The sequence below is a fragment of the Methanomethylovorans hollandica DSM 15978 genome, assembly GCF_000328665.1.
In the GTDB taxonomy this organism is placed as follows: Archaea; Halobacteriota; Methanosarcinia; order Methanosarcinales; family Methanosarcinaceae; genus Methanomethylovorans; species Methanomethylovorans hollandica.
The window spans coordinates 32912-45348 of record NC_019977.1; the positions used below are offsets into that span (position 1 = coordinate 32912).

Consider the following 12437-nt stretch of genomic DNA (forward strand, 5'->3'; position numbering starts at 1 on the left):
TAAGAATTTAAATGGAGGATTATCAATGGCAACAAAAGCAGAAATTATTGCAAAAGCAAAAGCAGCAATCCTTGACTTTGATGAAGAGGCAGCCGAGGAAGTAGCTAATGAATCCCTTAAAGCAGGGATCAATCCAGCAGAGCTCATTCAGGAAGGTTTCACTGCTGCAATGACAGAAGTAGGCGATCAGTTCGAAGCAGGCGTTGTGTTCCTGCCACACGTCATTGCTGCATCCGAAGCAATGAGCGCAGGTGTAAAAATACTGACTCCAGCACTGGAAAAGATGGGTTCAGAGGCCGAAAACAAGGGTACGGTCATGATTTGTACCATTGAGGGTGACATTCACACAATCGGTAAGGACATAGTAGCTACTATGCTGAAGATCGCAGGCTTCAAGGTTGTAGACATTGGAAGGGACATTGCAGTCAAAGACATAGTCAGTAAAACCGCTGAAGTCAAACCCAATGTAGTTGCAACTTCTGCTCTGATGACTACCACAATGGTCAATCAGATACAGGTAGAAGAGCAGCTTAAAGAAGCAGGCCTGCGTGCAGGTGTCAAGACAATGGTCGGTGGAGCACCTGTCACCCAGGATTGGGCAGATAAGATCGGTGCAGACATCTACGCAGAAAACGCAGCAGATGCAGTAACAAAGCTTAAAGCTTTGTTCTAACCCCCTTAAATCCGGGGTCTAAATCCAAAATAAGGGGTGTACTCTCCATACACCCCAACTCCTTCAACTATGGGTGGTTGAAGTAGAATATGAGAAGAAAAGGGGAATGGTATCAAAACAATCCTTTCATCAAGTTCTGAGCTATGTATACAGTTCTGAGCTATGATGATAGTAATTGGACCTAATCTCAATATGAAGTCTGGCGGATAGACCTGCCAGTAAAAGAAGGAGGTAAAATATGGATCTGCAAGCTTTAAGAAAACTCGAACATAAAAGACGAGTAAGATATGGATACATGTGGGCTCTTTTCTGTGCTGTGCTCTGGGGACTGTGGTACCTTCCTGGTACAGTTGTATGGGCACTAAATCCTTTTGATCAAATGTATGTTGAGATCGCTGCTGAAAGCGGTGATAGTATGGCTTTGATCATAACTGCTGTGTTGATCACGGCATTCAATGCTTTGACAGTTATAATTGCACTTATGGTATGGAATGGTGTCCTTGGTAAGTTTGGTGAAATGAAGAGGACTCTCAAGGAATTCAAACCCTGTTCAAAATGGTTCTTTTTGGCATCTTTTTTCGGTGGACCTATGGCTATTCTAGGTTCTTTCATTGCAATGGGCTTTGTAGGTGGCGCTTTTGCAGCTGTTGCAGCTTTGATGTATCCTGTAATTGGCTCCATAGTTGCATCTCAATGGTACGGTGAAAAGATCAGTAAGAGAGCAGCAATTGGAATCTTCTTTATCATCACTGGCGGTTTTGTGATATTTGGTGGCGGACTGCTTTCAGAAATGGCTGCCGGCAACGTTGCATGGATCGGATATATTGGTGGCTTGATGGCGGCAGCAGGTTGGGGTATTGAAGGTGCTATAGCCGGCAAAGGTCTGGATGTTGCAGAACCCGATGTTGGACTTACCCTGCGTTTCCTGGGAGAAAATATAATCTGGTGGATTATTGCAATACCACTTCTGTCCATTGCCGGATTCCCGATGATAAAGTACGCTCTGCTTGCATTTGAACCATTCACAATGATGGTACTTATATTTGCAGGTATAACATTCGGTTATTGCTATGTTACCTGGTACAAATCTTTCCCGCTCATAGGAGTTGGAAGAGGACAGGGTATAGGAAACCTCTACGGACTTTTCGCTGTGATCTTTATAATCCTCTTCTTCGGGGATATTCCTTCATGGACCCTGTTGCTAGGAGGTGCATTCTGTCTTGCAGGCAGTTTCACTATGTTCTCTGAAGACACCAGCGGTCTTGAATCTCTAAGAGGTGAATGAAATGGCAGGAAATCGTCCGATCAAGTTCAGAATACTGGAATTATTCAGTGATGAACAACCTCACTGGAATTATGAGATCGTACAGAAGATACAGAAAGAATATAACCTCAATGGAGACTTCTACAGAGACTCGATAAACTTCGATCTTATCGAACTGGCTTCCGGAGGTATGTTAAAAGGTCTTGAGAGCAAAGTTGATGATAAAGGGATCTACAAAAAGGGTTTCCTTCTTCACAAATATGCGATCACAGACTTCGGAAAGATCAGAGCATCTAATGTGTGTCTTGTATATGTCTGAGGAGGAGTTGAAATGGTACAAAGTGCAGCCGCAATGGAAGCATATAATGGATACTGGGCAAACTCATATCTTCCTGCCGCAGATATCCTTTGGATGGTAGTGATAGTAATAGTAGCTCTCTTGGCTTTATGGCAAGCCAGGACTTTTGTATCAAAATTCTAACAGTGATACATTAAAAATAAGTTCAATGTGTAAATATCCCAGCGTCCTAGTGATGCTGGGATGCTATGTATTTCGTTTTTATTTGGTGAAGATGAAATTGAAATCTGTAGCAGCACATTGGATCTTATACACCCCATCACAAAATAAAGTTTATATATTGCGATAAAAAGCAATATAGTAAAATCAAAAGGTAGCCCACCTTTTTCCCAAAAATGGGTACACTCTAAGATAACAAGAAAGAGGTAAATCATGAGCAAAGAAGAAATGTTCAAGGAATTAGCAGATGCTATAATTTCCTGTAAAAAGGATGTTGTGGTCGCTGCTGTGAGCAAGGCAAAAGGCCAGGGTATCGCACCTGCTGAGATCATAGAAAAGGGTCTTGCAGCAGGTATGAACGAAGTGGGTGTCATGTTCGAGAGAGGTAAACTGTTCTTACCCCACGTTATGATGGCTGCAGGTGCTATGCAGGAAGGCGTCAATCTCCTGGAAGCCGACATGCCTAAGGGAGAAGCTTCCAAGAAACTGGGCGTTATCGTCAACGGTACCGTTGAGGGTGACGTGCATGACATTGGCAAGTCCATTGTGTCCACCATGCTGCAATCTGCAGGTTTTGAAGTACATGACATCGGCAGGGACGTACCTTTGCAGAACTTTATTGACAAGGCCAAGGAAACCAACGCCCAGATGATAGGTCTTTCCGCTCTGATGACCACCACGCTGGCAGGTCAGAAGGATGTCATCGAGATGCTCAAGGAACAGGGCATGAGGGATAAGATCAAGGTCATGGTAGGCGGTGCACCGGCAACCCAGACATGGGCCGATAAGATAGGCGCTGACTGCTATGCAGAAAATGCAAGCGAAGCCGTTACAAGGGCAAAAGAGCTTCTGCTTTAAAGGTGATATAAATGACAGAATATGCTTTGAGGATGGGAGACGGTAAGAGGATCTTCCTTACGAAGGAACAGATCCGAGCCGATCTGGAAGCAGGTACTGCAGATGCTGCAGACCTGGGAAGTATTCCAGCACTGACCGGCAATGAGCTGGACAAGCTGGCCGAGATCCTGATGATGCCTGCCAGAATGGTCGGTGTAGAGCCAGGTAAAGAAGTACCAGTAACCCATGACATAGGCACCATCAGGCTTGATGGTGATCAGGGTAACAGCGGTGTGGGTATCCCCACAAGCAGGCTTGCAGGGTGTATGGTACACGAGAGGGCCATGGGCGCAGACACCATGGAACTTGGTCACATAGACTACAGCTATAAGCCAGTGAAGCCTGTCATCTCACAGGAACAGCAGGCAATGGAAGTATGCCAGCAGAACATGATAGTACCTCTGTTCTACGGTGCTATGCCTAACATGGGCCTGTACTACACTCCTGATGGTCCTTTCGAGAACCCTGGTGACCTGATGAAGGCATTCAAGATCACTGAGGCCCAGGCATCTATGGAGCACGCTGCTGATCATCTGACCAGAGACATAGTCTGGATCATGCAGAAGATGATGTTCGCGGGTGCAGATGGTGCTAACTTTGATACTACCGGTGCAGCCGGCGATGGTGACATGTTCGCAACCCTGAGGGCAGTGGAAGCCTTGAGAAAACAGTATCCTGACATGTATATTGAAGTGGGTATGGCAGGCGAACTTGTACTGGGTATGCACGGTGAGCTGCAGTATGATAACACCACACTCGCAGGTCTGTGGCCACACCAGCAGGCTCCTCTGGCAGCAAAGGCAGGTGCCAATGTATTCGGACCTGTGGTGAACACAAACACCAGCAAATCCTCAGCCTGGAACCTCGCCAGGGCAGTCACTTTTGTAAAAGAGGCTGTGAAGGTATCACCAATACCATGTCATGTTAACATGGGTATGGGTGTGGGTGGTATCCCAATGCTTGAGACCCCGACCATTGATGCAGTTTCCAGGGCCAGCAAGGCCATGGTGGAAATTGCTGGCGTGGATGGTATATAGATAGGGGTCGGCGACCCGATGGGTATGCCGATCACTCACATAATGACCTCCGGTATGAGCGGTATCAGGGCAGCTGGTGACCTTGTGGCAAGGATGGAATTCTCCAAGAACATGAGGCTTAACGATGCAAAGGACTATGTGGCTAAGAAACTGGGAGTTTCCACAATGGATCTTTCTGACGAGTATGTCATGAGAGATCTCAGGGAAGAGCTCGGTATCGGTGTCATAACATCCGTTGCAGGTGCCCCCAAGGGAATTGCTGCAAAGATGAACATCGAAAAGCTGCTTGATATCAAGATCAACTGCTGTGAGAAGTTCAGAGGTAAGCTGAGATAACTTAGTTTAAGTCGCGGGGCCGGGAACTTGCGGTGCAGGGGAACGGCCCGACTTATCTCATTTTATTCTTTTTAATTTAGACAAATATTGTATTTATAATCATGTCGGAATGTTAATGCCGGATGACTTACTTAGAAATACTTGTTTTGAAGGTAAGCCATTAGCATAGCGTGTAATGGCATTGCTGAAAGTACAGTTGATTTTCAATAGGAGGAACTTAAATGGGTAAACAAGAAATTCTTGACAAACTTAGAGACACCATAGTCAAACAGGACATCAATGGTTGCGTTGCAGCAGCAAAGGAAGCCCTTGAAGCCGGTGTTCCTGCATTTGATGCTATCAACGATGGCCTTGCATTGGGTATGAATATTGTTGGTGAAAAATTTGAGAAAGCTGAGATCTACTTACCCCAGATCATGATGTCAGCTAAGGCCATGAACGGCGCAATGGAAATCCTGGCCCCTGAACTTGCAAAGGAGAAGCCGGGAGAAGGCACAGGTACCGCAATTACTTTTGTGCAGGAAGGAGACATTCACGACATAGGTCACAGGTTAGTGTCCACAATGCTGGGTGCCAGCGGATTTACCATCGTTGATTTGGGTGTGGATGTACCTAACGAGACTGTCGTTGAAGAAGTAGCCAAACTCAAGGGACATAAAGTCGTCCTCGTAGGTTCTGCACTCATGACAACCTCCATGCTTGGCCAGAAAGACGTGGTCATACTGCTCAAGGAAGCAGGCCTCAGGGACAGTGTAAAGTGCATGTTCGGTGGCGCACCTGTTACCAAGGAATGGATAAAAGAAATCGGTGCTGATGCAACAGCAGAGAACGCAGCTGAAGCAGCCCGTGTAGCCATTGATATCATGAAATAAGGAGGTTTGTAGATGACATACAGAAAATCGTTTGATGTTTATGATTTCTATGACCGCGCAAAGAGCGGCGAGAAGATAACTCAGGACGACTGGGATCTTATGGTCCTCCCATCCAAGACAATGGAACTTAAGCAGAAGTATGGTCTGGATTTCAAGGGCGAGTTCGTCCCCACTGACAAGGACATGATGGAGAAACTGTTCAAGGCAGGTTTCGAGTTACTTCTTGAATGTGGTATCTTCTGTACCGACACCCACAGGGTCGTCAAGTATACTGAAGACGAGATCTGGGATGCCATTAAGAATTCAGGCGAGGACTTCAGGCTGGGAACTGGCAGGGACGCTGTGCGTGTCAGCAAGAGAAATGTCGGCGACAAGAAGAAACCTATTATTCAGGGTGGCCCAACTGGTTCCCCAATATCCGAAGATATGTTCATGCCAATACACATGAGCTATGCCCTTGAGAAGGAAGTCGACACCATTGTAGATGGTGTGATGATGTCCATCCGCGGCAAGTCACCTGTACCAGGCAGCCCATACGAAATACTTGCAGCCAAGACAGAAACCAGGCTTATCAAGCAGGCATGTGCTATGGCAGGCCGCCCAGGTATGGGCATATAGGGACCAGAGACTTCCCTGTCCGCTCAGGGAAATATAGCTGCAGACTGTGCCGGTGGCATGAAAAGCAGTGACAGTCACGAGGTCTCACAGCTCAATGAGCTCAAGATCGACCTGGACGCAATTGCTGTAATAGCACACTATCAAGCTAACAGCAACATCATTATGGACGAACAGATGCCCATATTCGGTGGTTACGCCGGCGGCGTAGAAGAGACAGCAATTGTGGACATTGCAACCCACATCAACGCAATGGTGATGAGCAATGCAAGCTGGCACCTTGACGGTCCTGTCCACATCAGATGGGGTTCCACCAACACCAGAGAAACCCTCATGATCGCAGGCTGGACATGTGCAACCATCAGTGAGTTCACTAACATTCTCTCAGGCAACCAGTACTACCCATGTGCAGGTCCATGTACCGAGATGTGCCTGCTGGAAGCTGCAGCACAGTCCGTCACAGACACTGCTTCCGGACGTGAGATCCTCTCTGGTGTCGCAGCCGCAAAGGGTGTTGCACTTGACAAGACCACAGGTATGGAAGCCAGGATGATGGGAGAAACTGCAAGGGCTACTGCCGGAATGGAGATCCCAGAGGTCAACAAGATCTTGGACAACCTCGTCAAGATGTACGAGAACGACTATGCTAAAGCACCTGCTGGCAAGACGTTCCAGGAATGCTACAACGTCAAGACAATCGAACCAACGGATGAATACATGAAAGTCTACGAAGGAGCAAGAAAGAAGCTCGAAGGACTGGGGCTGGTGTTCTAAGCCTCCAAAACCAAGCCGGCGAATTAATCGCTGGCTTTTTTTTGAACTGATATTTCTATCTTTAACTGTAATTTTTCTATGTTTGAATAAAATTTATAAACTTTAAAAAGCTTCTCCGGGGAAATGACCCATTATCTCATAGGACACTTTTCTGTAGATTAATTCATACTCTTCAGTAGGTTCGAGATCATATTCTGATTTTATTCTATAACATTTATCAAAAGACTTTCCTGCTGGAGGATTAATTAATTTGTTCTCATACTTCGAATATATCTTTGTGATTAGTCTGTTGGCTTCAGATAATGACAAATGTGTAGCCATTTGTGCTATTTCTCCCATGAACCTTGATTCCAGTCCTGAAGAATGATCAGGTATTCCACCACGTGCACCTACTGGTCCCAGTAACATGTCCCTGCCGCATACAGTGTCCCCTATAGCCTGAGCAGCAGTTTCATAGAACATCATATCAGTAGATATACCAGCAGCATTCCAATAATATCTCGCAGTGTAATAGTCCATATTCCTTGATATTGCAAGTGAGGAGAGATTTGAAGCCCAAAGTATCTCTTTTGCAGAGGAAGATCCAGTAGCTGCGTGTGAAGCTCCAGAGGCATGTATACTTGAATGTACGAGCACTTTTGACTGTAACGTCTCAGCAACATCTATTATTGCAAGTCCTTCAGCCGAACCAATGCAAGGTCCTCCAAAAACAGGTACCTGTCCAGAAATATAATGATTTCCGTGCTCTTGGTGAAAGATACATTTGGACAATGTCTCGTAGTCTATTTTGAGATCATCCATGTAGACTTCCTGAGGGTCATATTTTGAGTATAGCTCGTCAGATGAAACAAGCAAATATGATGTAGGAAGTGTGGGTGTGCTGGGTCCCATCAATGCAAGCCCTTCACGCCCTCCGATCTTTGTAGCAAGTCTTTCATTACGTGCAGCTTTTAGGACAGCTAACATCTCCAATGGGCTCTTTGGTCTTACATATTCTCCACAGAACTGCTTCATTGAACCGCTATAGATTCCCTGCACAACATTCTCAAGTACTGCACTTAAGTTAATGTAAAGGAAGTTTTCTTCGGAAACACTTCCCCCCATTGGTCCACCAATAATAATGGGGGGAATTGGTGATAAAGGATATCTGCGGTTAACAGTTACTTTTTCTTTCAGTCTGCCGATCTCTAGAGAATTGATCACATTGAGAGATGTCAGGATATCTTCTTCGTCTATCTGAATCACTTTTTCTGTGCTTTTACAGTACACACCTACAGAATGCAATAGTTCTATACCTGCCTCAAATGTCGCATCTGCAAGTTCAAGGTTATCAGGTACAAAACTTTTTCCATCATATTTGATCCCATATTTTAAAGCAAGTTCTTCTGATTTCTTAAAAACATTTAGGTCATGTTGCTTCTCAGTCCTGCTTTCGCCTTCAATTGCGCTCTTGAGGTACTTATACATGTTTTTCATGTCGACACCCAGATAAAAAGGGACTTAATTAGTTACATTTATTTTTTAAAATTATTTAGTTTAACTTTCAACGCTCATCCTTATATTTATTTTGATATTCTAGGTATGCATAATATAAAAAACATCTTATATCATATTCTGACTATATTTAACGAAGTTTTTCTTTAAAACAGCCAGTTTCATTGTATGCATCTTATCTCATTTTTTTACGGTTTCTGAGTCTTAAGATAGTATTACTTATATTTTTCTATTATTTACAATCTATGGAATGTAGGTTTTTAAAAGAAAAACTCAATTTTCTTTTTGTTTATTGTTATGAACTCTTGTAAAAAAAGCCTACAATCATTGATTCTCATTTCTTTCTTTTTTTTAATTAGAACAATATATTTTATTGTGCTGTGCTTGTATTTCCTTTCCTAACTTTTCCTTTTTGTTCTTATATATATTTATGCATGTTGCAACCAAAAAATATATATTTAAGTCTCTCCCTTTTGTCACGATCAATATAAAAGAGGAGACTGATTATGTCCGATTACACCCCTAAAGAAAGGCTTGCCCGTATTTTAACAGGGCAGAGCGTAGACCGTATGGCAGCTATTTCTGTCACGCAGACCGGTACCGTAGAACAAATGGAAGCTTGTGGCGCATTCTGGCCGCAGGCCAATGAAGATGCCCAGCTCATGGCAAATTTAGGCGAAGCTGGTCATACCGTTGTAGGTTTTGAAGCGGTACGTGTGCCCTTTGATATCACTGCTGAAGCTGAGTTCTTCGGCTGCCAGATCAAGGCAGGTACACAGGAACAACAGCCTTCTGTGGTAGGCCATGTGGTCAAGAGCGTTGATGACATAGCTAAATTGGAAGGTTACAGTCTGGACCACGGCAGGATAGGCGTTGTCTGTGAGGCTATTAAGATCCTGGCAGACAAGTACGGTAAGGAATTACCCATCATTGGCAGTATGATAGGTCCTTTCTCCCTTGCCCAGCATTTGAACGGTGATGACTGGTTCATGAATATCTTTACAGATGAGAACCTTGGCTTGAAGCTTATGGAGTTCTCCACAGCTTTCAGTGTTGCATACGCAAAGAAGATGGTGGAGAACGGTGCTGATACTATGGTCATTATCGACCCAACAGCAAGTTACCAGCTGATTGGAGCTGAGTTCTATGAGAAGTTCGTAGTACCATTCCACAAGAAACTGGTAGATGCCATGAACGAGCTGAACGTGCCTACAGTACTCCACATCTGCGGTGATACCACAGCTGGTCTTGCACTCATGGAATCCAGTGGTGTGAACGCCATCAGTATCGATCAGAATGTAGATCCTGCAACAGCCGTCAATGCAGTCAAAAAGGCATTGATAGTTGGTAACCTGGATCCTGTGAATGTGCTCTGGAACAAGACACCTGAGTTCATCAAAGAGAAATCAAAGGAAGTCCTTGATGCAGGGGTCGCATTGCTTGCACCAGGTTGTGGTATTGTCAGCAAGACACCCACAGTGAACCTGCAGGCAATGGTGGAAATGGCGAAGGCACATAAGTATTGAACATTTAATTTTAAATATTTGGTTTCTGGGGAAAAATGTATCTAGGCTTTCCCCATATTATTTTATTTTCATGGTAAATTCACTAAATTATATATACTCCAAATCTTAACTAAACCTCAAATGTCCTCTCAGGAATATAATTTCTCAGATCTTACAGATCTTCATTCACTTCTCAAAAAGCAAGGTTATAATCTTGCAGGCAACCACTCGGCTGTGAAGACGTGTCTATGGCTTCGCAGGGCAATGAGAGAAGAAGGTAAATGCTACAAAGCTTCCTTCTATGGGATAGAATCCCATAGATGTCTCCAGATGACTCCGACTCTTATGTGCAACCAGAGATGCTTGCATTGCTGGCGTCCTGTAGAGGTAGACGCACCTGCACCTGAAGAGTGGGATTCTCCATCGGAAATAGTGGGGTCATGTATAAAATCTCAGAGAAAGTTAATATCAGGTTTTGGTGATGCTGATCGCAGGGAGCTATGGTTAGAGGGCAATGAACCCAGGCATGTTGCCATATCTCTATCAGGCGAGCCTACAATGTATCCTTATCTTCCAGAACTTGTGGAAGAGTTCAAAAATCAAGGATTGACAACTTTTGTGGTCAGCAATGGGACTAACCCTGAAATGATGCGTCTTATAGATCCTTCACAGCTTTATATGAGCCTGGATGCACCTAATGAAGAAACCTATAATAAGGTATGTCGGCCCAGATCCACTCAATTATGGAACAAACTGAACGAGTCTCTTGAAATATTGAAAAACAAAGAGACAAGAACAGTAATACGCATCACTCTGATAAAGGGAGTTAATATGTTCCAACCACAAGGTTATGCTGATCTAATAAGGAAAGCTTCTCCAGACTATGTGGAGGTAAAGGCTTATATGCATCTGGGTTTTTCAAGGAATCGTCTTCCAAGGGAGGCAATGCCATCACATGAGGAAGTTTTGAATTTCTCCAGGCAAATTGCGGATTATCTGGGTTATGTAGTTGCTGATGATGTTGAGATCAGCAGGGTAGTATTGCTTTCAAGAGATGGTTATGTTTCTTTTCTCAAATAGCATCTATGTATCTTTCGACTGGTAACAATACCTGTCATAATCTATATTTATCACTAGACCTACATAAAGACAAATTCTAAATTGATATTATCTGATTTCAATCTTATCACGGAGTATTTACAAAATGACAGAACAATCTGCTCATAAGAAGTATGAATTCAAAAAGAAACTTGAGGAACTCAGGATCAAGAAAGGTCGTGGGACAGAACTCATTTCTCTATATATTCCCCCCGACAAGCAAATATCTGATATTACCTCACAGCTCAAAGGAGAACATGGCCAGGCGGCAAACATTAAGTCTAAAATCACAAAGGACAATGTGCAGGGTGCTATAGAGTCCTTGCTTGCAAGGCTCAGATATGTCGAAGTTCCGGAAAATGGTATTGTTTTCTTTACAGGTGCTGTTGATATCGGTGCTAACAAGACTAATATGGAAACCACTATTGTAGAACCTCCTCAGCCAATTGTGACATACAGGTACCACTGTGACTCTAGTTTTTATCTCGAGCCCCTTGAAGAAATGCTCAAGGATGCAAAGACCTATGGACTGCTGGTGCTGGATAGGCGTGAGGCAGCCGTGGGCTTGCTCGTGGGAAAGCATATAGAGGCTCATAGAACCCTAACTTCCACTGTACCCGGTAAACAGAGAAAAGGTGGTCAGAGTGCCCATAGATTCCAGCAGTTGAGGCTCATTGCTATTCATGATTTCTACAAACGTATAGGAGATGCTGCAAGTGACGTGTTCATGGCAGTGGACCAGAAGAATTTCGAAGGTATACTTATAGGTGGTCCTTCTCCCACCAAAGAAGAGTTTGAATCAGGAGAGTTCCTGCACCATGAGATGAGGAAAAAGATGCTTGGTCTTTTTGATGTTGCCTACACAGATGAATCCGGTCTTCCGGAGCTTGTCAACGCAGCAAGCGAAAAATTATCGGATATAGATCTCATTGCCGAAAAAAAACTTATCCAGCGTTTCTTCACAGAATTGGTTTCCGATTCAGGTAAAGCAGCTTACGGAGAAGAGTCTGTCAGGGCTAATCTCAACATCGGTGCAGTGGAAGTTCTCCTGATATCTGAAGATCTGAGGGCAGAACGATTGACGATCCGATGTCCAAATGGGGACCATGAGGCAAAACTGACAAAAGACTTCAAGCCCGGAGAGGACAATTTTGTCCCTGGACCTTGTCCTGTTTGTGGTTATTCCATGGAAGTCATTGAAAAGGTGGATATTGTGGACGAACTTTCTGAGATGGCGGATCAGATGAACACTCAGGTGGAATTCATTTCAACTGACTTTGATGAAGGTTCACAACTTATGAATGCCTTTGGTGGTCTGGTTGCTATATTAAGGTTTAATACGGGTGTATAAAGCG

At 44.1% G+C, this 12437-nt stretch carries 10 protein-coding genes and 2 pseudogenes; 11 read left to right on the forward strand and 1 reads right to left on the reverse strand.

Annotation, left to right across the window (positions count from 1 at the left end):
- Positions 1–25: 25 nt before the first annotated feature.
- The 8 genes and pseudogenes from METHO_RS00145 to METHO_RS13490 all read left to right on the forward strand — a co-directional run bounded on the left by METHO_RS00145 (position 26) and on the right by METHO_RS13490 (position 6985).
- The gene (locus METHO_RS00145) at positions 26–673 is read left to right on the forward strand and encodes a methyltransferase cognate corrinoid protein (protein WP_015323497.1); all 648 of its coding nucleotides are present in this window, start codon (positions 26–28) and stop codon (positions 671–673) included.
- 238 nt (positions 674–911) lie between these two features.
- A complete protein-coding gene (locus METHO_RS00150; RefSeq protein WP_015323498.1) occupies positions 912–1958 on the forward strand; it encodes a DMT family transporter in 1047 nt (348 codons plus the stop codon).
- Between the two features lies 1 nt (position 1959).
- On the forward strand, positions 1960–2256 hold the full coding sequence (locus tag METHO_RS00155) for a hypothetical protein (RefSeq protein WP_015323499.1): 297 nt from the start codon (positions 1960–1962) through the stop codon (positions 2254–2256).
- A gap of 12 nt (positions 2257–2268) precedes the next feature.
- Positions 2269–2418, forward strand: coding sequence for a hypothetical protein (locus METHO_RS13845; protein WP_015323500.1), 150 nt, complete (start codon positions 2269–2271; stop codon positions 2416–2418).
- A gap of 249 nt (positions 2419–2667) precedes the next feature.
- Positions 2668–3312: a dimethylamine corrinoid protein MtbC gene (gene mtbC / locus METHO_RS00160; RefSeq protein WP_015323501.1), complete on the forward strand. Its 645-nt coding sequence runs from the start codon at positions 2668–2670 to the stop codon at positions 3310–3312.
- An 11-nt stretch (positions 3313–3323) separates the two neighbouring features.
- Positions 3324–4724: pseudogene (gene mtbB, locus METHO_RS00165) on the forward strand ([dimethylamine--corrinoid protein] Co-methyltransferase).
- Between the two features lie 221 nt (positions 4725–4945).
- Complete coding sequence (locus METHO_RS00175) at positions 4946–5596, forward strand: methyltransferase cognate corrinoid protein (protein ID WP_015323483.1); 651 nt, start codon at positions 4946–4948, stop codon at positions 5594–5596.
- Positions 5597–5608: 12 nt separating this feature from the next.
- Positions 5609–6985 (forward strand): annotated as a pseudogene (locus METHO_RS13490) (monomethylamine:corrinoid methyltransferase).
- A gap of 102 nt (positions 6986–7087) precedes the next feature.
- On the opposite strand, the gene METHO_RS00190 reads toward METHO_RS13490, so the two are convergent.
- On the reverse strand, positions 7088–8461 hold the full coding sequence (locus METHO_RS00190) for a monomethylamine:corrinoid methyltransferase (RefSeq protein WP_015323504.1): 1374 nt from the start codon (positions 8459–8461) through the stop codon (positions 7088–7090).
- A gap of 524 nt (positions 8462–8985) precedes the next feature.
- Here METHO_RS00190 and mtbA point away from each other — a divergent pair.
- The 3 genes from mtbA (at position 8986) to prf1 (ending at position 12433) form a co-directional block, all read left to right on the forward strand.
- Complete coding sequence (gene mtbA, locus METHO_RS00195) at positions 8986–10005, forward strand: methylcobamide:CoM methyltransferase MtbA (protein WP_015323476.1); 1020 nt, start codon at positions 8986–8988, stop codon at positions 10003–10005.
- Between the two features lie 120 nt (positions 10006–10125).
- The gene (gene twy1 / locus METHO_RS00200) at positions 10126–11064 is read left to right on the forward strand and encodes a 4-demethylwyosine synthase TYW1 (protein WP_015323505.1); all 939 of its coding nucleotides are present in this window, start codon (positions 10126–10128) and stop codon (positions 11062–11064) included.
- Positions 11065–11188: 124 nt separating this feature from the next.
- The gene (gene prf1 / locus METHO_RS00205; protein ID WP_015323506.1) at positions 11189–12433 is read left to right on the forward strand and encodes a peptide chain release factor aRF-1; all 1245 of its coding nucleotides are present in this window, start codon (positions 11189–11191) and stop codon (positions 12431–12433) included.
- Positions 12434–12437 lie beyond the last annotated feature (4 nt).

What these genes read in the sequence shown, in the direction of transcription:
- METHO_RS00145 (WP_015323497.1), top strand. Translation starts at nt 26, where the DNA reads ATGGCAACAAAAGCAGAAATTATTGCAAAAGCAAAAGCAGCAATCCTT.
- METHO_RS00150 (WP_015323498.1), top strand. Translation starts at nt 912, where the DNA reads ATGGATCTGCAAGCTTTAAGAAAACTCGAACATAAAAGACGAGTAAGA.
- METHO_RS00155 (WP_015323499.1), top strand. Translation starts at nt 1,960, where the DNA reads ATGGCAGGAAATCGTCCGATCAAGTTCAGAATACTGGAATTATTCAGT.
- METHO_RS13845 (WP_015323500.1), top strand. Translation starts at nt 2,269, where the DNA reads ATGGTACAAAGTGCAGCCGCAATGGAAGCATATAATGGATACTGGGCA.
- mtbC (WP_015323501.1), top strand. Translation starts at nt 2,668, where the DNA reads ATGAGCAAAGAAGAAATGTTCAAGGAATTAGCAGATGCTATAATTTCC.
- METHO_RS00175 (WP_015323483.1), top strand. Translation starts at nt 4,946, where the DNA reads ATGGGTAAACAAGAAATTCTTGACAAACTTAGAGACACCATAGTCAAA.
- METHO_RS00190 (WP_015323504.1), bottom strand. Translation starts at nt 8,461, where the DNA reads ATGAAAAACATGTATAAGTACCTCAAGAGCGCAATTGAAGGCGAAAGC.
- mtbA (WP_015323476.1), top strand. Translation starts at nt 8,986, where the DNA reads ATGTCCGATTACACCCCTAAAGAAAGGCTTGCCCGTATTTTAACAGGG.
- twy1 (WP_015323505.1), top strand. Translation starts at nt 10,126, where the DNA reads ATGTCCTCTCAGGAATATAATTTCTCAGATCTTACAGATCTTCATTCA.
- prf1 (WP_015323506.1), top strand. Translation starts at nt 11,189, where the DNA reads ATGACAGAACAATCTGCTCATAAGAAGTATGAATTCAAAAAGAAACTT.